General features: G+C 60.8%; 24 protein-coding genes and 1 riboswitch. Of the genes, 13 read left to right on the forward strand and 11 right to left on the reverse strand.

All coding sequences use genetic code 11. The features are described from left to right. Window positions 1-37 precede the first annotated feature (37 nt). From IPK59_03130 to IPK59_03155, 6 genes are all read left to right on the forward strand, one after another. Window positions 38-1,174: a dATP pyrophosphohydrolase gene (locus tag IPK59_03130; protein ID MBK8157813.1), complete on the forward strand. Its 1,137-nt coding sequence runs from the start codon at window positions 38-40 to the stop codon at window positions 1,172-1,174. After that, window positions 1,174-1,923: a nucleotidyltransferase family protein gene (locus IPK59_03135; protein ID MBK8157814.1), complete on the forward strand. Its 750-nt coding sequence runs from the start codon at window positions 1,174-1,176 to the stop codon at window positions 1,921-1,923. Before IPK59_03130 ends, IPK59_03135 begins: the two co-directional genes overlap by 1 nt. Before the next feature lie 186 nt (window positions 1,924-2,109). Beyond that, window positions 2,110-3,420, forward strand: coding sequence for an aminotransferase class III-fold pyridoxal phosphate-dependent enzyme (locus IPK59_03140; protein ID MBK8157815.1), 1,311 nt, complete (start codon window positions 2,110-2,112; stop codon window positions 3,418-3,420). 33 nt (window positions 3,421-3,453) lie between these two features. Further along, on the forward strand, window positions 3,454-6,366 hold the full coding sequence (locus tag IPK59_03145; protein ID MBK8157816.1) for a molybdopterin oxidoreductase family protein: 2,913 nt from the start codon (window positions 3,454-3,456) through the stop codon (window positions 6,364-6,366). Beyond that, complete coding sequence (locus tag IPK59_03150; protein ID MBK8157817.1) at window positions 6,363-7,121, forward strand: 4Fe-4S dicluster domain-containing protein; 759 nt, start codon at window positions 6,363-6,365, stop codon at window positions 7,119-7,121. The genes IPK59_03145 and IPK59_03150 overlap by 4 nt, the downstream gene beginning before the upstream one ends. Window positions 7,122-7,127: 6 nt before the next feature. Next, the gene (locus IPK59_03155; protein ID MBK8157818.1) at window positions 7,128-8,063 is read left to right on the forward strand and encodes a dimethyl sulfoxide reductase anchor subunit; all 936 of its coding nucleotides are present in this window, start codon (window positions 7,128-7,130) and stop codon (window positions 8,061-8,063) included. A gap of 2 nt (window positions 8,064-8,065) precedes the next feature. Here the strand turns inward: IPK59_03155 and IPK59_03160 are convergent, their stop codons facing one another. Together IPK59_03160 and IPK59_03165 are read right to left on the reverse strand one after the other, a co-directional pair. Further along, window positions 8,066-9,448: a PleD family two-component system response regulator gene (locus IPK59_03160; protein MBK8157819.1), complete on the reverse strand. Its 1,383-nt coding sequence runs from the start codon at window positions 9,446-9,448 to the stop codon at window positions 8,066-8,068. Window positions 9,449-9,466: 18 nt separating this feature from the next. After that, window positions 9,467-9,874, reverse strand: a complete 408-nt coding sequence (locus tag IPK59_03165) for a response regulator (GenBank protein MBK8157820.1) — start codon at window positions 9,872-9,874, stop codon at window positions 9,467-9,469. Between the two features lie 229 nt (window positions 9,875-10,103). Here IPK59_03165 and IPK59_03170 point away from each other — a divergent pair, with 229 nt between their 5' ends. Next, the gene (locus tag IPK59_03170; GenBank protein ID MBK8157821.1) at window positions 10,104-11,375 is read left to right on the forward strand and encodes a DNA polymerase IV; all 1,272 of its coding nucleotides are present in this window, start codon (window positions 10,104-10,106) and stop codon (window positions 11,373-11,375) included. Window positions 11,376-11,378: 3 nt separating this feature from the next. Here IPK59_03170 and IPK59_03175 read toward each other — a convergent pair whose 3' ends face one another. Further along, window positions 11,379-12,185 carry a DUF1849 family protein gene (locus tag IPK59_03175; GenBank protein ID MBK8157822.1) on the reverse strand — a complete coding sequence of 269 codons (807 nt, stop codon included), beginning with the start codon at window positions 12,183-12,185 and terminating at the stop codon, window positions 11,379-11,381. A gap of 161 nt (window positions 12,186-12,346) precedes the next feature. Between IPK59_03175 and IPK59_03180 the strand changes: the two genes are divergently transcribed. Continuing rightward, on the forward strand, window positions 12,347-13,312 hold the full coding sequence (locus tag IPK59_03180; protein MBK8157823.1) for a D-glycerate dehydrogenase: 966 nt from the start codon (window positions 12,347-12,349) through the stop codon (window positions 13,310-13,312). A gap of 35 nt (window positions 13,313-13,347) precedes the next feature. On the opposite strand, the gene IPK59_03185 is transcribed toward IPK59_03180, so the two are convergent. Genes IPK59_03185 through IPK59_03195 form a run of 3 tightly spaced genes read right to left on the reverse strand, consistent with a single transcriptional unit; the run spans window position 13,348 to window position 17,050 of the window. Further along, window positions 13,348-13,653, reverse strand: a complete 306-nt coding sequence (locus IPK59_03185) for a hypothetical protein (protein ID MBK8157824.1) — start codon at window positions 13,651-13,653, stop codon at window positions 13,348-13,350. Further along, window positions 13,638-14,852: a Ppx/GppA family phosphatase gene (locus tag IPK59_03190; protein MBK8157825.1), complete on the reverse strand. Its 1,215-nt coding sequence runs from the start codon at window positions 14,850-14,852 to the stop codon at window positions 13,638-13,640. The genes IPK59_03185 and IPK59_03190 overlap by 16 nt, the downstream gene beginning before the upstream one ends. Before the next feature lie 2 nt (window positions 14,853-14,854). Beyond that, a complete protein-coding gene (locus IPK59_03195; protein MBK8157826.1) occupies window positions 14,855-17,050 on the reverse strand; it encodes an RNA degradosome polyphosphate kinase in 2,196 nt (731 codons plus the stop codon). Between the two features lie 139 nt (window positions 17,051-17,189). Here IPK59_03195 and IPK59_03200 point away from each other — a divergent pair, with 139 nt between their 5' ends. Further along, on the forward strand, window positions 17,190-17,717 hold the full coding sequence (locus IPK59_03200; protein MBK8157827.1) for a histidine phosphatase family protein: 528 nt from the start codon (window positions 17,190-17,192) through the stop codon (window positions 17,715-17,717). Between the two features lie 20 nt (window positions 17,718-17,737). Here IPK59_03200 and IPK59_03205 read toward each other — a convergent pair whose 3' ends face one another. Further along, window positions 17,738-19,306 carry a CHAD domain-containing protein gene (locus IPK59_03205; GenBank protein MBK8157828.1) on the reverse strand — a complete coding sequence of 523 codons (1,569 nt, stop codon included), beginning with the start codon at window positions 19,304-19,306 and terminating at the stop codon, window positions 17,738-17,740. 209 nt (window positions 19,307-19,515) lie between these two features. Between IPK59_03205 and IPK59_03210 the strand changes: the two genes are divergently transcribed. Beyond that, window positions 19,516-19,956, forward strand: a complete 441-nt coding sequence (locus IPK59_03210; GenBank protein MBK8157829.1) for a cytochrome c — start codon at window positions 19,516-19,518, stop codon at window positions 19,954-19,956. Between the two features lie 52 nt (window positions 19,957-20,008). On the opposite strand, the gene IPK59_03215 is transcribed toward IPK59_03210, so the two are convergent. From IPK59_03215 to IPK59_03225, 3 genes are all read right to left on the reverse strand, one after another. Beyond that, window positions 20,009-20,905, reverse strand: a complete 897-nt coding sequence (locus IPK59_03215; protein MBK8157830.1) for a cytochrome c — start codon at window positions 20,903-20,905, stop codon at window positions 20,009-20,011. Between the two features lie 104 nt (window positions 20,906-21,009). Then, entirely contained in the window at window positions 21,010-21,273 is a 264-nt protein-coding gene (locus IPK59_03220; protein ID MBK8157831.1) for a hypothetical protein, read from the reverse strand. A 111-nt stretch (window positions 21,274-21,384) separates the two neighbouring features. Further along, window positions 21,385-22,296, reverse strand: a complete 912-nt coding sequence (locus IPK59_03225; protein ID MBK8157832.1) for a LysR family transcriptional regulator — start codon at window positions 22,294-22,296, stop codon at window positions 21,385-21,387. A gap of 134 nt (window positions 22,297-22,430) precedes the next feature. Between IPK59_03225 and wrbA the strand changes: the two genes are divergently transcribed. After that, window positions 22,431-23,030: an NAD(P)H:quinone oxidoreductase gene (wrbA, locus tag IPK59_03230; protein MBK8157833.1), complete on the forward strand. Its 600-nt coding sequence runs from the start codon at window positions 22,431-22,433 to the stop codon at window positions 23,028-23,030. A gap of 281 nt (window positions 23,031-23,311) precedes the next feature. Continuing rightward, complete coding sequence (locus IPK59_03235) at window positions 23,312-23,662, forward strand: GNAT family N-acetyltransferase (protein ID MBK8157834.1); 351 nt, start codon at window positions 23,312-23,314, stop codon at window positions 23,660-23,662. Here the strand turns inward: IPK59_03235 and IPK59_03240 are convergent. Further along, window positions 23,655-23,948 carry a hypothetical protein gene (locus tag IPK59_03240; GenBank protein MBK8157835.1) on the reverse strand — a complete coding sequence of 98 codons (294 nt, stop codon included), beginning with the start codon at window positions 23,946-23,948 and terminating at the stop codon, window positions 23,655-23,657. The two genes, IPK59_03235 and IPK59_03240, sit on opposite strands and share 8 nt — an antisense overlap. A gap of 34 nt (window positions 23,949-23,982) precedes the next feature. Further along, a riboswitch (cobalamin riboswitch) is annotated at window positions 23,983-24,196 on the reverse strand. Between the two features lie 167 nt (window positions 24,197-24,363). On the opposite strand from IPK59_03240, the gene IPK59_03245 reads away from it, so the two are divergent. Continuing rightward, window positions 24,364-25,551, forward strand: coding sequence for a phosphoserine transaminase (locus tag IPK59_03245; protein MBK8157836.1), 1,188 nt, complete (start codon window positions 24,364-24,366; stop codon window positions 25,549-25,551). Window position 25,552 lies beyond the last annotated feature (1 nt).

Below are 25,552 nucleotides of genomic sequence, written 5' to 3' on the forward strand. Positions count from 1 at the left end.
TCCGCCGCTTGAATATCTTTCCAGAGGGCAGACGACCATGGCGGCGATTGATGTCGTGCCGGTTACCGACAAGGTTGGGGTGAAGGAGTTCATAGCGCTCCCCAAGCGACTCTATCGCGGCCACAAGGGTTATGTGGCGCCACTCGACATGGAGCGCGGCGAAGTCCTCTCACCCGAGAAGAACCCTTATTTCACCCACGCCAAAGCGCAGCTGTTTCTGGCCAGGCGGGACGGGAGAATCGTCGGCCGCATTTCGGCCCAGATCTGTGAACTGGAACAGAAACTCCGACCCGGGACCGGTCATTTCGGCTGGCTCGACGCCGAGGATGATCCGGCCATCTACCAAGCGCTGGTCAAGGCCGCCGCTGATTGGCTGCGGGCACAGGGCTCCACCCGCATGGTTGGACCATTGAGTTTTTCCAGCAACGAAGAGACTGGCCTGCTGGTCGATGGGTTCGACAGCCTGCCTATGCTGATGATGCCCTACCATGCCCCCTATGCCGGCAAGAACGTCGAGGCTGCCGGCCTCACTCGACTAAAGGATTTGATCGCCTACGACCTCGACAAGGGCGATTACAAGCCGGTTGGATCGACGCGCATGCTGGAAAAGCTCCAGGCCGACGGCACCATCCGGATGCGCGGGCTGGACATGAAGAACTACACCCGGGACCTCAGTGTGATCCTGGATATTTTCAATGATGCCTGGGCGGACAATTGGGGCATGGTGCCATTCACGGCGACGGAGATCGCCGCCGCTGCCGCCTCGATGAAGCCGCTCATCGATCCCAACCTCGTTGTCATCGCCGAGGTGAAGGGTGAGCCTGCCGGCATGTTGGTCTGCCTGCCCAATCTCATGGAGGCGATCCGCGATTTCAATGGCAGCCTGTTGCCCTTCAATGTCTTGAAATTGATCTGGCGGCTGAAGTTGAAGACGTTAAAGACCAGCCGCATTCCCTTGATGGGTATCCGCCGCAAGCATCATGGCTCGGTGCTGGGCGCTACCCTGCTGCCGCTGATGTTCGACCGCCTCAAGGAGCCATTCCTGAAACGCGGGCTGGAACGGGTCGAGATGTCCTGGATTCTCGAGGACAATTTGCCGATGCGGCGGGTCATCGAAGGCGTCGGCGGCAAGGTCTACAAGACCTATCGCCTCTACGAAACAACGCTGAGCTGATGACACCGTTCAACGCCCTCATCCTGGCCGGTAACCGGCGCGAGGGCGATAGTGTCGCCGCCATGGCTGGTGTCAGCCATAAGGCGCTGGCCCCCATCAACGGCGTACCGATGCTCCTGCGACTCTATCGTACACTACGGGCATGCCCCGGCATTGCCGATGTCTATGTTTGCATCGATGACAGTGCATTGCTCGACACCGTTCCGGACCTCGCGACCGCGCGCGAAGCTGGCCATTTGCGGATCGTGGCGCCTGCTGCCAGCCCGGCCGCCAGCTTGGGCCTGGCACTCGGCAGCATTGGGTTAGCGCGGCCGCTGCTGACGACGACGGCGGATCATCCGCTGCTGAGTGTGCCCATGGTGTCGCATATCCTGTCCCATTCGCCGGCGGATGCAGATCTCAGCGTGGGACTTGCCGAAGCTGACACCGTGATCGCCGCATATCCGGATGCAATACGGACCTTCTATCGGTTCAAGGGACGGCGCTTCAGCGGCTGCAATCTGTTCTACGCGCGCAACGAAAATGCCGGCAAGGTCGCGGCCTATTGGCAGCAGATGGAAAAGCACCGCAAGTCACCCTGGCGCCTGGTTTGGAGGATCGGTCCGATGGCGCTATTGCGCATGCTGCTGGGCCAACTCAGCTTGGACGATGCCTTTGCCCATCTCGCGCCTGACCGGCGCCCGCATCCAGCCCGTGCTCATGCCCTTTGCCGAGGCGCCGATCGATGTCGACAAGCCGGCCGACTATGAACTGGTGAGCGCCATCCTCCGCAACCGTGAAGGAAACGCCTGACCGTCGCCTTATGGCGCCAGACGAAATTCTCCTGCTGGCACCGGGTATTCAGAGCGCCTGCCCCCTTGGCTTTCCTATCCCATGCGTCCTAGATTGTCGCATATATGCCTGTGAAATCAGGCACATCGAGTCGGGAGCCTGTGATGCAATACACCGCGAACACCCTCGAAAACCATTGGATGCCCTTCACCTCCAACCGTGACTTCAAGGCGGAACCGCGCCTGATGGTCAAGGCGCAGGGCATGCATTACTGGAATCACAAGGGCGAGAAGCTGATCGACGCATCGTCCGGTCTGTTCTGCTGCGCCGCGGGGCATGGCCGTCCCGAAATCATCGACGCCGTCCATGCCTCGATGAAAGAGATCGATTACACGCCGCATTTCCAGCTCGGCCATCCCTCCTCCTTCGAACTCGCCCAAAAAGTCGCCAAGATCACGCCGGGCGATCTCGACTATGTCTTCTTCTGCAATTCGGGCTCCGAGGCGGTCGAAACTGCGATCAAGATCGCGCTCGCCTATCATGTCGCCAAGGGTGAGGGTCAGCGCACGCGCTTCGTCAGCCGCGAGCGCGCCTATCACGGCGTCAATATTGGCGGCGTTTCCCTGAGCGGTATGATCCGCAACCGCGAGACCTTCGGCGCGGTCATGCCAGGCGTTGCCCATCTTCGCCACACCTGGCAGCCGGAAGCACGCTTCACGCGCGGCCAGCCGGAACAGGGTGCTGATCTCGCGAACGACCTGCAGCGCTTCATCGATCTCTATGGTCCGAAGTCCATTGCGGCCTGCTTTGTCGAGCCGATCGCCGGCTCGACCGGTGTGCTTATTCCGCCGAAGGGCTATCTCGAACGCCTGCGCGAGATTTGCGACAAGAACGGCATCCTGCTCGTGTTCGACGAAGTCATCTGCGGCTTCGGCCGCACCGGCAAGGCGTTCGCCGCGCAGAGCTTCGGCGTGATGCCCGATATCATCACCATGGCGAAGGCGCTCACCAATGGCGCGCTGCCGATGGGTGCCGTGGCCGTAAGCGAGAAGATTTACCACACCGTCACAAGTTCGGCGCTCGATGGTGCCGTCGAGTTCTTCCATGGTTATACCTATTCCGCCCATCCAGCAGCCTGTGCCGCCGGCATTGCCGCCCTCGATGTCTATGAGAAGGAAGGCCTGTTCGAGCGCGCGGCCGAGATGTCACCTTATTTTCTCGACCGCATGTATTCATTGCAAGGCGTCAAGGCGGTGACCGACATCCGCGGCTACGGTATGCTGTGCGGCATTGATCTGGCACCTGCCGCCCGGTCCGGTTTGCGTGGGTTCGATGCCACCAAGCGCCTTTTCGCCAAGGGCCTGCACATCAAGTTCACCGGCGATGCAGGAATCTGCGCGCCGGCGCTGGTCGCGACAAAGGCGGATATCGACGAAATTTATCGTATCTTCAAGGACGTGTTCAGCGAATACTGATGTGTCCATCACAGCCAGGTCACGCATAATTTCATGACCAAGCCCCGCTATCTCGCGGAGACCATCGCCGCACCTGCGCATCGCGCGGGTGAGCAGGAAATCGACTATTCGATTCCGGCCGATGACGAGGTAAAAACCACGACTTGCTATATGTGCGCCTGCCGTTGCGGCATCAAGGTGCATATGAAGGATGGCAAGATCCGCTATATCGAAGGCAATCGCGATCATCCGGTGAACAAGGGCGTGCTCTGCGCCAAGGGTTCCGCCGGCATCATGACGCAATATTCGCCAGCGCGTCTCACCAAGCCGTTGAAGCGCATCGGTGAGCGCGGTGCCGGTGAGTTTGTCGAGATCGAGTGGGAAGAAGCGCTCACTCTCGCCACCGAACGGTTGGCAAAGATCCGCGCGACCGACCCGAAGCGCCTGGCTTTCTTCACCGGGCGCGACCAGAGCCAGGCCCTGACCGGCTGGTGGGCGAAGCAATTTGGCACGCCGAACTTCGCCGCCCATGGCGGGTTCTGCTCCGTCAACATGGCGGCGGCAGGCCTCTATTCGCTTGGTGGTGCCTTCTGGGAATTCGGTGAGCCGGATTGGGAACGCACAAAATACTTCCTGATGTTCGGCGTCGCAGAAGATCACGACAGCAACCCGATCAAGATCGGCCTTGGCCAGTTGAAGGGCCGCACCGGCACCGATCAGGCCAAGTTCGTTTCGGTCAATCCCATACGCACAGGCTATTCGGCGATCGCCGATGAGTGGCTGGGAATCAAGCCGGGCACGGATGGGCTGTTCGTGCTGTCGCTGATCCACGAATTGCTGCGCAACGACAAGATCGATCTTGATTTCCTGGTGCGCTACACCAACGCACCGTGGCTCATCGTCAATGCGCCGGATACCGAGGAACACGGCCTCATCTATCGCAACCAGGAAGGCGATCCGCTTTGCCTGGATCGCGACAGCGGCGAATTTGTCGACGCGCTACGTGCCGGCGTTCGCCCGCATCTCATCGGCCCGGTCAGCCTGCCTGATGGCCGCCCTGCCCGCACGGTGCTCGACATGCTGGTAGATCGGTATCGCGATCCCGCCTATGCACCAGCGACCGTGGCACCGCAGATCGGCATTCCTGCCGAGACCATCATCCGCATCGCCGCCGAACTGGCGGATGTCGCCTTCGAGCAGACCATCGAGATCAAGACGCCCTGGACCGATTGGGCGGGGCGTCACCATGAGAGCTTCATCGGCCGTCCGGTCTCGATGCATGCCATGCGCGGCGTCTCCGCTCATTCCAACGGCTTCCAGACCTGCCGCGCCATCCATGTGCTGCAAATGCTGCTGGGCAGCGTCGATTGCCCCGGCGGCTGGCGCTACAAGCCACCCTTCCCGCGCGTGCCCGGCTCCGGCCCGACGCCGTCGCCGATGGTCGGGCCGAACCAGCCCCTCGCCGGCATGCCGCTTGGCTTTCCGCAGGGTCCCAATGACCTGCTGGTCGATGCCCTCGGCCGCCCGCAGCGCATCGACAAGGCCTATTCCTGGGAGGCGCCGCTCGCCCTTCACGGCCTGATGCATATGGTCATCCACAACGCCTGGAAGGGCGATCCCTATACGATCGATACGCTCTTCCTCTACATGGCCAACATGGCCTGGAACTCGTCGATGAACACGGCGGGTACCATGGACATGCTGAAGGACAAGGATCCGGTCACCGGCGACTACAAGATTCCCTATGTCATCTACAGCGACGCCTATTATTCCGAGACAGTGGCGTTTGCGGACCTCATCCTGCCGGATACCACCTATCTCGAACGCTGGGATTGCATCTCTCTGCTCGACCGGCCGATCAGCCATGCCGATGCGGCCGGTGATGCCATCCGCCAGCCGGTGATCAAGCCGGACCGCGACGTGCGGCCGTTCCAGGACGTGCTGCTCGATCTCGGCACACGCCTCAAACTGCCGGGCATCGCCGCGGAGGATGGCAGCGCGCTCTATCCGGGCGGCCTCCACGACTACATCCTGAAGCATGAACGCAAGCCCGGTATCGGCATGCTGAGCGGCTTCCGCGGTGCGGACGGGACGGAGATGGGACGCGGCAAACCCAACCCGGATCAGATCCAGCGTTACATCGCCCAGGGCTGTTTCAATGAAATGCCTATCCCGGAGAACGCCCGCTTCTACCGCTTCGGCAATCAGGACTATCTGCAATGGTCGACGGCGCGCGGCCTGATCGACAGCCCGGATCACATGGTGCTGCAGCTCTATTGCGAACCGATGCGCAAATTCCAGTTGGCGGCGGAAGGTTTCGGCAGCAGGCAACCGAACAACGAGGCCGACCGCGCGCGGATCAAGGCTTTCGCCGATCCGCTGCCGATCTGGTATCCACCCTTCGGCGAGGCAGAGACGACAGATGGGTTTCCGCTTCACGCACTGACCCAGCGACCGATGCACATGTACCATTCCTGGGGCACGCACAATGCCTGGCTCAGGCAGCTGCAATCGCGCAACCCGCTCTTCGTGCATCATTCAACGGCAGCGGAACTCGATCTCGTCGATGGCGACTGGGTATGGATCGAAAGCACCCATGCGCGGGTGAAGGCCGAGGTCAAGTTGATGGACGGTGTGCATCCCGGGACCGTCTGGACCTGGAATGCGATCGGCAAACGCAAGGGTGCGTGGAATCTCACGCCGCAGGCGCCGGAGGCCAAGACCGGCTTCCTGCTTAACCATGTCATCAGCGAGCTGCTGCCGGCCCGCGCCGATGGCTATCGCTATACCAATTCGGATCCGGTGACCGGACAGGCTGCCTGGTTCGATCTCAAGATCCGTCTTGTGAAATGTGGTGCGGACGAGGCACATGAGACCTCACCAAGTTTTTCCGCCCAGCCCCGGCGCGGCGAGCCGCAATCGACGCTGCGCTATGGCGCAGGCATGGGCAAGAGGAAGACGCCATGACCTCACTGCCAAGCGAACCGGCGGCCCGTCGCCTCGGCCTCGTCATCGATCTCGACATCTGCGTCGGCTGCCATGCCTGCGCCGTCAACTGCAAGGAATGGAACGCCGGCGGGCATATGGCCCCCCTCACAGATTTCGATGCCTTCGGCGAAAAGCCGAGCGGTGTCTGGTTCAACCGCATCCACACGTTCGAGGCCGGCGAAGGCGCCGACGGCCGCACCGTGCATTTCCCGAAATCCTGCCTGCATTGCGAGACACCCGACTGCGTCACCGTCTGCCCGACAGGGGCCTCTTACAAGCGCGCGGCGGATGGCATCGTGCTGATCAACGAGGACATGTGCATCGGCTGCAAGCTCTGCTCCTGGGCCTGCCCCTATGGCGCGAGGGAATATGACGAAGACGTCGGCGTCATGAAGAAATGCACGCTCTGCGTCGACCGCATCTACAACGACACCCTCCCGGAAGTCGAACGCGTACCGGCCTGCGTTTCGACCTGTCCGGTGGGCGCCCGGCATTTCGGTGATCTCGGTGACCCGCAATCCAGCGACTCGCAGCTGGTAGCGGAACGCGAGGGATACGACCTGATGCCGGAGATGGGCTATCGCCCGACCAACAAATATCTGCCCCCGCGCCCGCGCCGGAATGGATCGACGGGTTGTGGCAGCAAGGTCGTTCATTCCGAGCCTGCCGTGGACGCGGCCGCGCTGACCAATCACCCCTTCTTGCGCTGGGTCGACCGGCTGTTGACGCGCTGAGGCCATATGTATCCAGCCTATTCCGTCATCTTCTTCACGACCGCCTCAGGCGCCGGCTATGCGCTGATGGTCCTGATGAGCCTTCTCGCCATCGTCGGTATCTTGCCGTCGGAGCGCTGGTTCGGGCTCACCGGTTTCCTGATTGCTCTCACGGCCGTCACAGCGGGCCTCCTTTCCTCCACCTACCATCTCGGTCGCCCGGAGCGCGCTTGGCGCGCCTTTTCGCAGTGGCGCTCCTCCTGGCTGTCCCGAGAAGGCATTCTCGCGGTGGCGACTTTCATTCCGGCAGGCCTCACGGCCCTCGGCTGGGTGTTCTTTGAGCAGATATGGCGGGTTCCTGCCTCCCTGCTGGGGCTCCTTGCCCTCGCCACGATCTGCGCCACGGCCATGATCTATGCCAGCCTCAAGACCGTGCGGCGCTGGCGCAATGGCTGGACCCTGCCCGGCTATCTCGCCATGGGACTCGCCAGCGGCAGCCTGTGGCTGTGCCTGCTCTGTGCACTGTTCAGGATCAATGCCGGGCCATTGCTCTGGCTGGCCTTGATTTTCCTGTCCCTCGCCGGCCTGGTGAAGCTCGGCTATTGGCGCTTCATCGATCAGGAAACCGGTACCGCCACGGCTGGTTCAGCCACGGGCCTCGGTCGCTTCGGCAAGGTCAAACTGTTCGCGGCGCCGCATACCGAGGAAAACTATCTCCTCAAGGAAATGGGCTTCAAGATCGCCCGCAAGCATGCCGTCAAACTGCGCCGCATCGCCCTGCTCCTGGGCTTGGCGGCCCCGGTGCTGGCGCTGCTGATCGCGGCAAGCCTACCCGAGGTCACGGTAGTCGTGCTTGTTTCCGCCGTGCTCGCCAATGCCATCGGCACGCTCACCGAGCGCTGGCTGTTCTTCGCGGAGGCACGGCATGTGGTGACGCTCTATTACGGCGCGGACGCCGCCTAGCCTCAGAGCAAGGCGCTGGGATCGGCCATCACCTGGTTACGGCCATTCTGCTTGGCGCGGTAAAGCGCCGCGTCGGCTAGCTTCAGTAGATCGTCACCCAGCATCACCTTGGTGGTGGCTGCAAGGCCGATCGACACCGTGACGGTGAGATCGCCATCCGGCGCACCTTCGACCTTCATCGGCGTATCGGCCACGCGCCGGCACAGGCGCTCGGCCACTTTCAGCGCCGCAGGACCGTCGGTATCCGGCAACAGGCAGACGAACTCCTCGCCACCGGTGCGCGCCACCATGTCAAAATTGCGCATCGCCGCCGTGGCGCGCTGCGCGAATTGTTTCAGCACCTCGTCGCCGGCGGCATGGCCATAGCTGTCGTTCACATTCTTGAAGCGATCGAGATCGCACACCAGCACGCTCAGCGCCTTGCCGGATTCCTTGACACGTTCCATCAATCCATCGAGATGGCGCATGGCGTAGCGACGGTTGTAGAGACCCGTCAGGCTGTCGGTCAGCGCCAGAGACAGGCTGCGTTCGTAATTGGTGCGCAGGCGATCCTGATAGCGACGCCGGCGCACCTGGATTCGGACACGCGCCAGCAATTCATTGGGATCAATCGGCTTCATCAGATAATCACTGGCACCGATGTCGAGCCCCTTGATGAGGCGCGGCATGTCGAATTCCTCGACGATCAACAGGATCGGCACCTGGCGCGTTTCTTCTTGCGAGCGAAGATGGGAACAGAGCCGCAGGCCGTCTTCGCCGCCGACATGGATATTGGTAATGATGAGGTCATAGCGCTTCTGCGCTGCCAATTCCTGGGCCCTGGCGAGATTGTCGGTCACCTCGACTTCGTCGCCATCTTTTGACAACACCTGCACAACGCGCTGCGCTGCCGGAGCAAAGCCTTCGACCAGGAGGACCGATGCATTGCGGTCTTCGTTGATTTCGGGTTCGTTGGTGCCAAGGAGGTCGAATTGGCCGGATGTCTGCTCGCGCATCCGCCATTCGTCCATGATCATCTTGAGGCGAACCAGCGAACGGACACGCGCAAAGAGGGCGAGGTCATTGACCGGCTTGGTGAGGAAATCGTCAGCACCGGCCTCCAAGCCGCGCACACGGTCACTGGGGTCGCTCAGTGCCGTGACCATGACGACAGGCAGAAAATGCGTCCTGGGATTGGCGCGGATTCGCGCACAGACCTCAAAGCCATCCATCTCCGGCATCATGACATCGAGCAGCACGATGTCCGGAATTTGCTTGTCGATCAGTTCCAGGGCTTCCTTGCCGCTGGCGGCGCTGACCACCTCGAAATATTCCGCGGCCAGTTTGGCTTCAAGCAGGCGAACATTGGCAGGGATGTCGTCGACGACCAGAATGCGTGCGGACATTTATCGCTTCGCCTACGATTATTGCAGGAAGCGATCGACCGTCTCCAGGAACTGGACGACAGAGATAGGCTTGGCGATATAGGCCTCGCAGCCACCTTCGCGGATTTTCTCCTCATCCCCCTTCATGGCAAAGGCCGTGACCGCGATGATGGGAATGGAGCGCAGGTTATCGTCTTCCTTGATCCATTTGGTGACCTCCAGGCCGGATACCTCCGGCAACTGGATATCCATCAGAATGAGATCTGGCTTGTGCTGGCGCGCCAGTTTGAGGGCGTCCATCCCATCCTTGGTCTGCAGGATATTGTAACCCTGCGCCTGGATGAGATCGTGGAAAAGCTTCATGTTAAGCTCGTTATCCTCGACGATCAGGATCGTCTTGGATGCTGCTTTTTTGCGCTTTTCTTCGGACGAAAGCTGGTCTGCCATAAATCCTCCCGCCGGCCGTTGGAATCCGGCATCCCCAAAATCCGACTCACAGGATCGGCACGACTGTCACTCGACCCTATTCCCGCCTACTTTTCAATGCCATATTAGTAAATGTTCGACGAAAACACCAACGTGAATCAGCGCGGTGTTAATAATTGCGGCGGCCCCTTGGGAGCGTAACTTGGCCGGCTTTTGTCGCGAATGCGAAGCAACTTTTATCCAACCACACATCCCTGGTACCCAAAAGCCCGGTACCGGGGCAGCCGGGGCCGCCGGATCCGTGACGCCGCGGTGCCCGCATTGCAACTCGCCGCGCCTGCTGCAGCATGCCGAATTGGCGGACCTCTCCATCGGTCATGTCGACTGCGACGCCTTTTATGCGGCTGTGGAGAAGCGCGACCATCCGGAGCTACGAGACCGGCCCCTTATCATCGGCGGGGGTCATCGGGGGGTGGTATCCACGGCCTGCTACATCGCCCGACTGTCGGGGGTCCGATCGGCCATGCCGATGTTCACCGCAAAGAAACTTTGTCCCGACGCAGTCATTCTGCCCCCGGACATGGCCAAGTATCGGCGTGTCGCCGGGGAAATTCGCAAACTCATGATCGCGTTGACCCCGCAAGTGGAACCGGTCTCGATTGATGAGGCTTTCCTCGACCTCACTGGCACGACCGCTCTTCACAAGATGACTCCGGCACAAAGCCTGAACCGCCTCAGCCGGATCGTCGAACGCGACATCGGCGTCACGGTGTCCGTGGGTCTCAGCCACAACAAATTCCTGGCCAAGCTCGCCTCGGATCTCGACAAACCACGCGGATTTTCGATCATCGGCAAAGCGGAAACCGAGGCGTTTCTGGCGCCCAAATCCGTCGGCCTGATCTGGGGGGTGGGCAAGGTCATGCGCGAACAACTGGCCAAGGACGGCATTCTCACCATGGGCCAGATCCAGCAGACCTCCCTCGAAGCCATGACGCGCCGCTACGGCAATATGGGGTCCCATATCTGGCATCTGGCACGCGGCCTGGATAACCGCCGTGTCGAGCCCGACAGCGAAGCCAAGAGCATCTCGGCCGAGACGACCTTCGACATCGATATCTCCGATCCGGATACTCTGGCCGGGGAAATGTGGCCGCTCTGCGAGAAGGTTGCCTACCGATTGAAGGCAGCCAACCTCGCTGGACAGGTGGTGCACATCAAATTGAAGACCGCCGGCTTCCGTCTGGTGACGCGCCAGGTGAGGCTGCAGGCGCCCACGCAATTGGCAGAGAGGCTCTACCGCTCGGGCCACGCACTCTTGCAAAAGGAAGCGACCGGCGATTGGTACCGGCTCATTGGCATTGGTGTGGATTCGCTCCACGATGCCAAAGACGCTGACCCGATCGACCTTGCCGATCCGGATGCCGACCGCCGCCGTCGTGTGGAGGTCGCTATGGATTCGGTGCGTGCGAAACTGGGCAAGGATGCCATCGTCAAAGGCCGCAGCCTGAAGACCCTGAAATAGCCGTCAGCAGCCTTCCGCTTTCAAGGGCGTCAACTCATCCATGATTGCGCGCACTTTGATATCGCCGAGACTGAAGTTCAGGCTGCCGACCACGCCATTGCTGTAGAGGCGCATGCTCTGTTCCGAATCGGGAACCCCTTCCGCGGAGCTGCCCATGTAGAAGGCGAGCGCCGCTGGAAATGATCGTACGTCTTTGAGGTCAGGCAATGCCTTGCCGGGGGGCGTCCAATCCAGCGCGCCGGGCCCAAGGGCCGCCCCTACCTCGACCGCCTCATTGCCGATTGACCCGTCGAATAAATTGGCCAGGACATAGGCTTCGCCGTCCGCATCACCCTTGATCAGCGCCAAGGTATGCTGCACCGGGAACAAGGTACCGGGAGGCAGCGTGAATTCAGACCGGTCCGGAAGGTCTGCCACCACAGTGGCAGACCCGGTGGTGATGTCCCGTCTGGCCTCTCCTCGCCGGCGTGAAGTCTCTTCGGTATCTGCCAGTTCGCGGGTAAAATATCGATACCGCTTGCCGTCCTTGGATTCCCAACTGACCTGGCTCCAGCCCAGTCGATGGATTTCTCCATCCTCCCCTGCAAGCGCCAGTTCCGCCTTCAAATCCATGGCCCATCCGTCGCAAACATCCTTGATTTCGAACGTCATCAAGCCATTTCCGCCGGTCAGGGTCCCACTGTTCCCAAGGGCCAGCGTATAGACCACGCGATGGGGCAGAAGATCGGCCAGGGCGGCGGTTCCCGGTGCGGAAACCAACGCCAAACCGAGAGCCAGCGGGGCAAAGGTGCGCCAAATCGACAAAAGCATCGCCCTTTCTTGTCGTTCACGGGGCAGTTGGAGCCGTTCCTGGCAAGTATGGCATGCGTCCCGTTTGCATGATAGACGGCACCAATCGCCAAGATCCGATCCCGCGGTCAGCTTGCCTGTTCTAACTGGCCGATCGGGGCCTTTACCATTAGGGGAACCAGATGACCACCCGGCCCAAATTGCTGATCACCCGGCGCCTGCCAGACGCCGTCACCAAGCGCGTCGAGGCCCACTACGAAGTCGAACTCAATGCCGACGACCATGTCATGTCGGCGGATGAGCTGCTGAGCAAGGCGCTCGGCAAAGACGCCCTCCTGGTCACCCCGGTCGACAAGATCACGCCGGAACTGGTGGAAAAACTGCCCACCTCGATCAAGATGATCGCCACCTTCTCGGTTGGTTACGAACATATCAATGTCCCGGCCCTCAAGGCGCGCGGCATCAAGGCGTCGAACACGCCGGACGTGCTGACCGACGCCACGGCCGACATCGCCCTGCTGCTGCTGCTCGGTGCCGCCCGCCGCGCCTATGAAGGCGAGCGGGCCGTCCGCGATGGGACCTGGAAATCCTGGTCGACCGTCTACATGCTGGGTGTCCACGCCACCGGCAAGCGGCTCGGCATTTTCGGCATGGGTCGTATCGGCCAGGCGGTCGCCAAGCGCGCCCGCGCCTTCGATATGACGATCCATTATTACAATCGCAGCCGCCTTGCGCCCGAACTGGAACTGGGCGCCATCTACCACAAGACCGCCGAGGACATGCTGCCGCATTGCGACTTCCTCTCGATCAACGCGCCGGGTGGTGCCGAGACTCAGCATTGGCTCAACGCCCAACGCATCGCCCTGATGCCGGACGGCGCCATCGTCGTCAACACCGCGCGCGGCGGCCTGGTGGATGACGCTGCGCTGATCGCCGCTCTGAAATCTGGCAAGCTGTTCGCAGCAGGCCTCGATGTGTTCGAGAACGAGCCTAATCTCAACCCTGCCTATCGCAATCTGTCGAACGTGTTTCTGCTGCCCCATCTTGGCAGCGCCACGATCGACACCCGCAACGCCATGGGCTTCAAGGCGCTCGACAATCTCGACGCATTTTTTGCCGGCAGGCCGCTGATCGATCCGATTGCCTGAATGCGCTTCCCTCCCCTTGACTGGGGAGGGAGATTTCAGACGATGGCAACCGGCAGGCCGAATGCCTTGCCGACGGCGTCCAATCGGCGTTGCACAGCCTCACCGAAAAGGGCGCCGGCGTCCTGGGGCAGATGCAACTCAAGCCGGTCATTGCGCTTTTCGATCGATGTCAAATTGAGCATATGCTCGGTACCGGCGCTCAAGGCATAGGCAAGGCGCAGCGCTGCACCGGCGCGGGCAGCGAAATCCTTGTCGGTTTCTTCCAGCAGGCTGGTGAGACTGTCGACGTATGGAGCATCTGGTCCATCGCCATAGCGCGCGGCGATTATGAGCGCCAACACGACACGTTCGGGATGAGTGATCCCAGCGACCGGCAGGCGCAGGACGCGGAGGAATGCATGTTCGGCGCGGTAATCGGGATGCTCGCGCCAGGCAATGTCAGACAATAGGCAGGCTGCCTCGCGCAGACGTGCGCGCGCCTTCCCTCGGATCGGAACAAGGGCGCCAGCCAATCGTCGAGAAGGTCGCTCACCGAGCCAAAACGGCCATCGGCTCCGGCAAGCTCTGCGCATCCGACCAGCAGCGGATCTCCTTGCTGGGCAGCCGCGTCGAGCGTGCTGAAAAGGTAGCCCTCACGCAGGCCATAAGCGGAATAGAGCACGCATTCCGGTTTGACGGCCCGGATCAGGCGCTCTAGCACCAGGGCGCCGAAGGGCAGCGTTTCCAAACGTCGACGCGACATACCGACAATATTGGTCAGCGACTTCTTGCCAAGATGCGCCAGCACATTTGAGAGCTCCTCGGACTGACGGCGCGACATCCGATACTCGTGGATAACGTGAAGTGGGTAATGCGTCTGCTCCATGTGGATACGGGCAAGTGACCGCCAGGCACCGCCGACCGGATAAAGCGTCTTGCCCTTCACCTCAGACAGCCAGGAGAGTTTCTCCAGCTGCCGATCGACCAGGCGCTGCGCTTCTTCGATATTGCCGTTGGTGGCCTCAACCAACCGCAGAGGCCCGAGCGGCAATGTCACATGCTCCCGAATCTGGCCGGCCTGAAGGCGTACAAGTTCCAAGCTTCCACCGCCCAGATCTCCCATCAGACCATCTGCCTCCGGAATGCCGGCAAGGACACCTAGCGCGGATAGTTTGGCCTCGTCTTCGCCGCTGACAATCTGAACCTTGCGGCCGGTCTGCTTTTCGATCAGCGCTGCGAACGCAGCGCCATCCTTGGCATCACGAACCGCGGCGGTCGCCAGCAAGGTGACGCTGTCGACCCCCATCGCCTCGGCCATGGTGACAAATCGTCGGATGTTGACGAGCGCGGCCTGTGTCCCGTCTGGATTGAGCAACCCATGACGTTCCAGCCCCTTGCCCAAGCCGGGTTGCGCCTTCTCATTGAACACCGGTACCGGACAACGCGATCTTTTGTCGAAAACCACGAGACGGAGTGAGTTCGAGCCAATATCGATCACCGCCACACGCCCGGATTTGGTCGCCCGGGCGGTGGCGGCGGCTTTGCGAAGAGATGCTGTCACTATTACGCCTTCGGCAAATCCAGTTTCGAGATCTTCTTCTGCTTCTTCAGTGCCGATCCGCGACCGGACAGGCTCGGATTGGTCATGAAGTAGGTGTGCGCGCTGAAACCGACGACACCCTCGGCCGGCGACAGGCGATGGTAAATACCATCAGAGTCGAGCTCCCAGCTTTGCAGATTATCCTTCAGATTCGCCATCATGATCTGATCAAGGACCTGCTGGTGGACGGTCGCATTCTCGATCGGCACCATGATTTCAAGCCGGCGATCCATGTTGCGCGGCATCCAGTCGGCCGAGGAGATGAACACCTTGGCCTCGGGCGACGGCAGCGGATGGCCGTTGGCGAAGCACACGACGCGGGAGTGCTCGAGGAAACGGCCGATGATACTCTTGACGCGAATATTCTCCGACAGGCCTTTGACTCCCGGGCGCAGGCAACAGACACCCCGAATGATCAGCATGATCTTCACGCCGGCCTGGCTGGCGCGGTAGAGCGCGTCGATGAGCCCGCTATCAACCAGCGAGTTCAGCTTGACCCAGATGGCGCCGGCACGCCCCGCCTTGACGTGTTCAATTTCATCATCGATCAGCTTCAGCAGGGTCGCGCGCAAAGTGGTCGGGGCAAAGGCAACTTTCTCGGTTGATTGCGGTCGCGCATATCCCGTCATGAAGTTGAACAGCTTGGCGGCGTCGTGGCACAGGCCGGGTTCGCAGCTGAAATAGCTGAGATCGGTGTATATCTTGGCGGTCACCGGATGATAATTGCCCGTCCCGAAATGGACATAGGTCTTGAGATTGCCGCCTTCACGGCGCATCACCATCGACACCTTGGCGTGGGTCTTCAGGGCAACGAAACCATAGACTACCTGCACGCCGGCGCGCTCCAGATCGCGCGCCCAGCGGATATTCGCGGCCTCGTCAAAACGTGCCTTCAACTCGACCAGCGCCGTCACGGACTTTCCCGCTTCCGCGGCTTCGATCAGCGCCTTGACGATCGGACTGTCATCGCTGGTGCGATAGAGCGTCTGCTTGATGGCGACGACATTGGGGTCGCGCGCCGCCTGCAAAATGAACTGCACCACCACATCAAAGCTCTCATAGGGATGGTGAACAACGATGTCCTTGGCGCGAATGGCGGCGAAACAGTCGCCGCCCATTTCGCGGATCCGTTCCGGGAATCGCGGATTGAACGGTTGGAATTTGAGGTCCGGTCGATCGCCGATCAACTGCGATGTGGCACCAAGGCCAAGAAGTCCATCCAGAACGAACACGTCCTCGCGATCCACGTCGAGTTCATCGATGACAAAGGAGAGCAGATCCTCCGGCATCTCGGCATTGACCTTGAGCCGGATGACGAGGCCGCGACGTCGGCGCTTCAGCGCTGTCTCATAGTGGCGCACGAGGTCCTCTGCTTCCTCGAGGATCTCGATCTCGCTGTCCCGAATGAGTCGGAAGTAGACCTTTCCGATCACCTCAAAACCTGGAAACAAACGGTCGAGATAAAGACCGACCACGGATTCCAGGGTGAGGTAACGGACATTATACGGGTCTTTGCCCGGCAACCGGATGAAGCGCGGCAGCAGGCTCGGCAGCATGATGAGCGCCCGCATCGCCTTGCCGTCGCTCAGCTGGCGCAGTTCCAGCACGATCGAGAAACCGAGATTGGGAATGAACGGAAACGGATGCGCCGGGTCGACTGCCATGGGCGTCAACACCGGGAACACCTGGTCCATGAAATAGTTGTCGAGCCATTCCTTTTCGGCGCCGGTGACTTCCGACGGCTCCACTACGGAAATACCGTTCTCGCGCAAATCCTCTCGCAGATTGCGCCAATGCTCCTGCTGGGCGCGCATGAGCTCACCGGAGCGTTGATTGATCGCGGCAAGCTGCTGTACCGGCGTCAGCCCATCGGCCGAGATGACATTGACATTGGCCCGTTCCTGGCCGCGCAGGCCGGCAACGCGCACCATGTAGAATTCATCGAGGTTGTTGGCTGAAATCGACAAGAAGCGGACCCGTTCCAGCAGCGGATGGGTCTTGTTGCCGGTCTCTTCCAGGACCCGCTCGTTGAAGGCAAGCCACGACAGTTCGCGGTTGATGAAACGGTTCAAGGCATCCGGCTGGTATTTCGGTTCGATCAATTGTGCATCGTCCACGGGCAGATTCCTGTACTTGTCCGATCGTGCTCTACAACCCATGTCCATCCGGCACGCTGTGGCAGAAACCCAGAGGATTTGAGCCGGTGCTGGCTAAAGATGGCCACCTCCCTTACAGTATAGAGCACTCGATTGGTGGTGGGTATTCCTTATAAATCAATTACTTCAATTTGATGACAGAATGAAGACACTGATACTTATGCGCCACGCCAAATCGGCCTGGGATGCCGGACAGATTTCCGACCACAACCGCCCCTTGTCGGACCGTGGGCGAGAAACCGCGCCCGCGATGGGACAATGGCTGAAGGCCCAGAAGCTGAAACCCGACCTCATTCTTTGTTCCACGGCGACGCGGGTGAGCGAGACGCTGGCACTGCTGCGCCCAAGCCTGCCGCCGGACGTGCCCATCAAAGGGCTGGAAGGGCTCTACATGGCCCTCCCGCGAGAGATTCTGACGGTGCTGGCCAAGGTCAAGGAAAAGGACAAGGTCGACACGCTGATGGTGATTGGCCACAATCCCGGTATGGGGAGCCTTGCTCATTGGCTCGCCGGCCAGGGCGACAAGCGCGCTCTTGAGCGGATGAAGGAAAATTTTCCGACCGGCGCCATCGCTGTGATCGACTTTGATATCTCTACCTGGCGGGATCTCGACGGGGAACAGGGCTCCCTGCGCCAGTTCATGACGCCACGGGATCTGGCCAAGGAATGATCCCGGGGCAGGAGTAGCACCTAGCCCACGCCGTTTGCCTTGCCCCAGAACTTGCGCTGAGCTCGAAATCCTTCCCAGGTCATCTGGAAGCCGCCAAGATCACCACTGATCCGGTGCGATTGCCATCCGAGCACAATGCCATGCAGCAGGTTGCTTTCGGCACTGCCCCAGCCTGGGGCATCGGAAAGTCCCTTGGTCAGATTGGTGAGAAGGTGCCGCCCGACGACAGCATCGTTTAACGACCCCAGATGGTCCTGTATGGCTGAGAGATGGGCCAGGTACTTGTCGGTCCGCTTGCTGTCGTAAAGCGAGGCAAAGGCCTGGGCGCCGTAACGCATCTTCTTTCCCAGCAGGCGGAGCCGGTGCAGTTCGGTTTCCGAGAGAGCGGCATGCTCGCCCCCCAGGCGCACCAACCGTTTGTGCGACCGGTTCAACCATCTGTTGGCAAACGTCCTGGCCGACTGATTGAGACCGAATTGCGCAACAGCCCCTCTTCCACGCCAGTCGTCGGTCAGCAATTGCCGATAGATGTGCAGAAGCATCACGGCGTAGCGCGGATTCTCGAGGGCCAGATGCGCCTGCCGGCGTGCCTCCGCGCGGGCGCGACGCGCAATCTCCAGCAGCTCACGGATGACGGCCTGGTCGCGCATGCGCTCAGCCATGGGCATCAATGTTTCGGCAATCAGGACATCCAGGTCTCGGGCAGGGCCGAACTGGCGCTGCAACCAGCGCAGATCGATCGACATCGCCGCATGGGCGCCATCATCGATAAGCTCACGAAAGGCCCCGATGGCAGCTCGGAAGCGGCGGATGGCGACCCTGAATTGATGGATCGCCTCATCATCCTCGCTCTCCAGGATGGCGGCCTCATTGGCGCGCAACTGCGCCAGGCAATTGCGCACAATGGCACTGAAAGCGTCACCGGCCGTGACCTTGCCGGTCAGATCGAGCGGCCCGGCGCGCTCCGGCACCGGCTTCTCGTGGAGAGCCAGCGCGTAGCCGCGCGCCGCCTTGGTCGCGAGGCCAAGTCTGGCGGGTAAATCTTCAACCAGACCTTCGGCAAGATGGAACAAGTCGACCGGGTTCCCAGCCTTCAGCTCCAACTCGATTTCGGCGATTGGTATCTCGGTGGCTTTGCTGCCGATCGAACCGACATCAAGCGCCACCTCGATCTGGCTTTCTCCACGCCTGATCAGCCATGCATTGCGGTCGAAGCGGGTGGTAAAAACGGGTCGCAACCGAGTCATGACGCCGGCACGATCGAGACGCCGTCGCAGCTTTGCATCACTGATGGCGGCGAGGCGCGGTCGGTTGCCCTCTATTGGTGCTTCGAATTCGGCAAAGGACTGCAAACCATCCAGCATTGAACCAGGCGCCTTCAGTGTCTGAATTCGCTGGTCTCCGATGCGCCGCACGCGCAGTGCCATCCCATGGTTCTTCAGCCAGCAATCCGCCGTATCGAAATAGGAAGTCTCCATCCGCTTCGCCGTGGCGCGCGTCGGTGCGGCCAGGAGCTTGCGCAACGCAGCAGGCCGAACCGCCGCCCCGCCAGGCAGCGCCAACTTGAGTTCAATCTCTTGATTCTTCATGATCCCCAACCGTCGTCGCGGCGATCCTAGACAAGGAAGTCCAACGGAAAAAATGACGGTTTGATGACAATATCCGCTCTGGCCATAAAAAACCCATCACTTCACAACTCCGTGATCGATTGGCTTCAGTCTGCTGCCGGACAGGATTCATGAGCATACTCAGGTGGGAGTAACCTAGCCATCACCCTGAAATCGGAGGGAAAAGCCAAATGAATCGTGTGAAACTACTCATCGGGGCAGCTGCCATGGTCGTGACCTTGGGCGGTGTGGTCGCCAGCGTTGCGGCCGAAACCCCGCGCGAAGATGCGATGAAGGAACTCGGCAAGAATATGAAGGCCATCAAGGACCTCATCGGAGCCGGTGGGCCTGCAGGCGATGCCGCCGCGCCGGCCCAGAAGATCGCCGAGATCGCGGCCAAGATTCCTAGCCTCTTCCCTGAAGGCTCCGACGCTGCCGATGACGAGGCGAAAGCCACGATCTGGCAAAACTGGGACGACTTCACGGCCAAGGCAAAGGCCCTGGAAGATGCGGCCACCATGCTGGCATCGGCCGCCGGTGGTGGCGATATCGCGACTGTCGGGGCTCAGTTCGACAAGGTCGGGGGCACCTGCGGTGCCTGCCACAAGGAATATCGCGAAAAGAAGAACTGATCTGCCGGTGGATTTTTAGCGGCAGTCCGGAACCAGGCCGGGCTGCCGTTTTCTATTTCAGGCTGCCGAGATATTCGGCGATGGCATGAACATCGGTATCCGGCAGCCGGGCAATATTCTGCTGCACCTCGGCCATGCCGCCGCTGGCAAGGTCCTCGAAGTAGCCTTCCTCACCCTCCTTCAGCGCCGTCGCCAACTCATCGACATCCTTGTATTTCTGACGCCCGATAAGATCGCGCAAGCTCGGCACCTTGCCACGCCCCTCGGGATGTGGCCCGCCGGCCAACGCCTGGTCCACGTCCATCACCATGGCGAGGTTCCGTGGCGTATGGCATTCGGCGCAATGGCCGGGTCCGTTGACGAGATAGGCGCCGCGATTCCAGCTGGCGGATTGACCCGGATCGTCAGTGAGTGGTGGCAGAACGGCTAGCCGCTTCCACAGGCCAAGGCCACGTCGCACCAGCCAGGGGAAAGGTATCTCAGCAGGCTTGGCCACAGAAGAAATCGCCGGCAGCGTCTTGAGATAGGCCCTGATATCAAGGATATCTTCGACCTTCATGCGACCATAGGAAACATAGGGGAAGGCCGGGATGTAGTGGTCACCGCGCGGCGACACGCCATGCCGGACAGCATCGATGAAAGCCGCATCTGACCAACCACCAAGACCGGTCTCCGTATCAGGCGTCAGATTCGGCGGATAGAGCGTACCGATTGGGGTGACAAAGGCGGCTCCGCCTGATGGCAGGGCCATGTCGGCGCCACTTTCCTTGGCGGGGTGGTGGCATGCGATGCAACCGCCGATGTGATAAAGTACTTCACCATTCGCCACATCGCCGACATGTGGCGGCAAGCTGGCACTGTCGATATGCCTGGGCGCGGAAGCAAGGAACAGCCCCGAGGCAACAGCCACGCCGACGATCATCACCGCACCAAGCAAGCGCCTCTTCATGAACGTCGAATCCTTCACGAGGGTCCAGCGGGAACAGTTGCAGTTTCCCGCTGGCCCGTCCAGCGTGGCATAGATGGCGGGTGGTGATCGTCCAAGTGCGGTGGTTACTTGACCCCGAGAACTTCCTTGAGATCCTTCAGGTAATCTAGGCATTCCTCTTCATCGGCTTCGGTGGTCGCTTCGTCGATGGCCTTCTCCTGCAACTTGTTGGCCTTTTCCTTGGTGGCGGCATCGGTCACGGCAGCGATGGTCGGTGACAGCGCCTTGGCCTGAGCTTCGCAGCTGTCAGCGGCCAGGGCGGAACCGCCGCCAAATGAAACAAGTGCGGCAAGAACGCTGGTCGCAATCAGGGATTTTTCGAAACGCATAATTAAGTCTCCAGGTGAAAGTTGAAGCCCGCCCTTCTTAGCGAGACCACCTGTCTCTCACTTGACACGATTCTGTCCGCTACCTGACATGCGCCGCTGTGCCGGCGAGCATTACTCCGCTTGCGTCCAGTTTTCCTTGTCTGCAAAATGCTCAACCATCAGATCCACGAAAATTCGCACCTTTGGCGACAGATGCCGGTTCTGCGGATACACCACGTGCAGCGAGACCGCATCGGTCGGAAAATCCGCCAGCAACCTCTTCACCTTTCCCTTGGCCAATGGTTCCTCGATCGTGAAGATCGGCAGCATGGCGATGCCCCGGCCTGCCAGCAGCGGCTCCATGAGCAGCATGCCGTGATTGCTCTGAAAGGTGCCGGATACGCGCACTGTCTTGCGGCCCTGTGGCGTGCGGAAGCCCCAGTCGAATGGCGCCGGCGACTGCGTGTAGATGATGCAGTTGTGCTGCTTCAGATCTTCCGGTCTTTTCGGCTCGCCATACTTTTTGATGTACTTCGGCGCAGCGCAGACATAGCGCGGGATGGTGCATAGGCGGCGCGCGATGAGACTTGAATCCGGCAACTCGGTCCGAATCCGAATGGCGGCGTCATAGCCTTCTTCAATGAGATCGACGAAGCGATCGCTGGCTTCGATGGAAAGGCGCAGCTTCGGATAGCGTGATGCAAGGTCGTTCAGCGTCGCCGCCAGTTGCGTCACGCTGAACGCATTGGGCACACTCAGCTTCAACGAGCCCGTAGGCTCCGCCTGTAGATGCCGCACCTCCGCTTCCGCTGCCTCGAATTCATCCAGCAGGCGCACGGCGCGTTCGAAATACGCGTTGCCCACTTCGGTCACCGAGAGGCGGCGCGTGGTGCGATGAATGAGGGTGGCGCCGAGATGCGCTTCAAGTTCGCCCACCTGCTTGGAAACGGCCGCCTTGGATAGGTTGAGCCCGCGCGCAGCCGCGGTGAAACTGCCCTGTTCCACCACCCGACGGAAGGTCCGCATCGCGTTCAGCTGATCCATGAGCCTCACCATTGTCATCCAATAGTGAACGATCTTATCACAGACGGGCTTATTGTATCCAGGGTAGCCTAGGCACAACATAGCCAGGACAAACAAATCGCCCCGACTCCCCCCAATCTCCCTGTGAGGCTCTCATGACCAAGGTTCTCGTCCTCTATTATTCAACTTACGGCCATATCGAGACGATGGCGGGAGCCGTCGCCGAAGGCGCTCGCAAGGTCGCCGGTACCACCGTCACGATCAAGCGCGTCCCTGAATTGGTCCCCGAAGAAGTTGCCAAGGCCGGTCATTTCAAGCTCGACCAGAAGGCGCCGATCGCCACGGTCGACGAACTGGCCGATTACGACGCCATCATCTTCGGCACACCGACCCGCTTCGGCAACATGGCGTCCCAGATGCGCAGCTTCCTCGACCAGACCGGCGGCCTGTGGGCCAAGGGCGCCCTGATCGGCAAGGTCGGTAGTGTGTTCGCCTCGTCGGCGACTCAGCATGGCGGCCAGGAAACCACCATCACATCGTTCCACACTACCTTGTTGCACCATGGTTTCGTGATTGTCGGCCTGCCCTATTCCTGCGCAGCGCAGATGGGCCTCGATGAAATCAAGGGCGGCTCGCCCTACGGCGCCACCACCATCGCCGGCGGCGACGGCAGCCGCCAGCCCAGCGAGCAGGAACTCGGCATGGCCCGCTTCCAGGGCGAGCATGTGGCCAAGATCGCGGCCAAGCTTGCCTGATCGAGCGACCAGAACAGGACCAACGAAAGATGGCGCAGAGAGATCTGCGTCATTTTTTTCTGTGCGATATACTATTTTTACGGTATCTTTACAGATGAAATAGTCTCAAAAGGGATACGACATGAGTGAACTTGAATTCACGATATCTGCCGTCACGACCAAGGACGGGGTCGATGAACTGTTCGCCTTCATCCACGATCTCATCCAGCTTTATCCAGAGGATAAGAGGCTACTGATCGACGCCGTAGACGGCGTGGAACACAGCGCGCAGAGTTTGATTGGTGTCCGGGCGATTCGACGGCGATCCATGCGCGTTCTTTGTGATCGCGATCGATGGCAAGCCGTCACTCGAAGCTATCTACGTTCCACCCGAACTTCGCAATCAGCGCCTCGGGTCCAGCCTGCTCGTTGCAATGGCGGCCATGATGCATACCGAGCAGATATCCCAGATCCAAATTCGCGCCACTCCTGAAAGTGTCCGCTTCTTTGAGCGATTTGGGGCAGAAGTGGTCCCAGGCGGCAGCCCGGCTCCTCATGAGTGGACTCTGATGGAACTCGATTCTGGCAATCTCAAGCGCCCCGAAAACTGGTTTGAGGGCAACGTCGCCAGGAGCGAGGAGAGCATCAATTGATTGTTGCGCGTCGCCGTCCATTCACGAGTTGCGCCAGGCGCTCGCGGGGATACTGTGCGACTGTTTCCACCAACTTCATCAGGGGTGCGGAGATCTTTTCCGCTGGGTCGGCGACCTGCTGAAACATCACGAGCCGTGCCGCCATCGCGGGATCGATCCCATTCGGCAGGCCCATCACCCAGGCCAGCAGTTTCAGTTGAACGGGCTCGTTAACTTCCGTGTCAAGCGCGCGCAATGACGCGTTGAGTTGAACGGCATCCAAAGCGGAGTTGGAAACAGGAGTCATGTTCTACCTCTGCCGGGCCCGCCGCCCGGTCGCGTGAGTTTCAACAAGTGATGGCAGGTCTCCTGGCTTGCGGTTCATCGTTCCCATCCGGCCTTCCCGGGACGTTTGACGTCCCAGTGGCGTTGTCGGCTGGCAACTCACCGCTCACAGTTGCGGGGGCAGCCGCGGTATCGCACCGCGTTCCCTATTAATCTCGGACCCGACGCTTTCGCACCGAGACTCCAAGAACCATCGGCGCGGAAATTACGGCAGGCGCTCCGGAAAGGCAAAGGTCGAAACGCCGCGGTTTGCCGTGCTGGCCAATCGTTCAGTAAGCGACGCTTTTTGTTCCGCGCTTGACATGACGCGCTGCATCCGTCATATCGGCGGCGGGCCACGCTCCCCCAACGGAGCGCTTCGTTCTGGGAGGAACGATATGACGAGACCGCTCCAGCGGCCGATTCGGCCGCTTTTCTCTTCCGGACCCTGCGCCAAGCGCCCGGGTTGGACCCCCACCCTCCTCCATACCGATGACCCCAAGGTTTCCACCCTGGGCCGTTCGCATCGCTCGAAGCCCGGCAAGGACCGCCTGGCCGAGGTGATCACGCAATCGCGCCGCCTGCTCGGCATCCCGGCGGATTATCGCCTAGGCATCGTGCCAGCTTCCGACACCGGCGCTGTCGAGATGGCGCTCTGGTCGTTGCTCGGGCCCCAGCCGATCACCGTGCTGGCTTTCGAGAGCTTCAGCGAGGAATGGGCCAGCGACATCATCAACGAGTTGCATCTGCCGACGAAATTGCGGCGTGCCGATTACGGCATCCTGCCGGATCTCCGCGCCATCGATCCGGCCGATGACATCGTCTTTGCCTGGAACGGCACCACGTCAGGCGTGCGCATCCCGCATGCCGATTGGATCGCCGATGACCGCACCGGCCTCACCATCTGCGATGCGACCTCCGCCGTGTTCGCCATGGACCTTCCCTGGAACAAGCTCGATGTCGTCACCTGGTCCTGGCAGAAGGTCCTAGGCGGCGAAGGCGGCCACGGCATGATTGCCCTATCGCCCCGTGCCGTGGCCCGCCTGCAATCGCACACACCAGCTTGGCCAATGCCGAAAATCTTTCGCCTCGCCAAGGGCGGGAAGCTCATCGAAGGCATCTTCAAGGGCGAGACGATCAACACGCCCTCCATGCTCTGTGTCGAGGACCAGATCGATGCCTTGGGCTGGGCGGACTCAGTTGGCGGCTTGAAAGGCCTCATCGCCCGCAGCGAAGGCAACGCCACGCTGATCGCCGATTGGGTGGCAAAGTCAGACTGGGCAAGTTTTCTTGCCAAGGATCCGGCGACGCGCTCCTGCACCAGTGTCTGCCTCGCCATCAAGGATCCGTGGTTCACGGGCCTTGATGCCGACCGGCAGCAGGCGATCACCAAGGACATCGTCTCGCTGCTCGACAAGGAAGGCGTTGGCCTCGACATCGGCGCCTATCGTGACGCGCCGCCGGGCCTGCGCATCTGGTGCGGCGCCACGGTGGAAGGCGACGACATCAAGGCGCTGCTGCCCTGGCTCGATTGGGCCTATGCCGGTGTCAAACTGAATGCGACGAATATCGCCAAGGAAGCCTGAT

The sequence above is a fragment of the Rhodospirillaceae bacterium genome (assembly GCA_016712715.1).
In the GTDB taxonomy this organism is placed as follows: Bacteria; Pseudomonadota; Alphaproteobacteria; order Dongiales; family Dongiaceae; genus Dongia.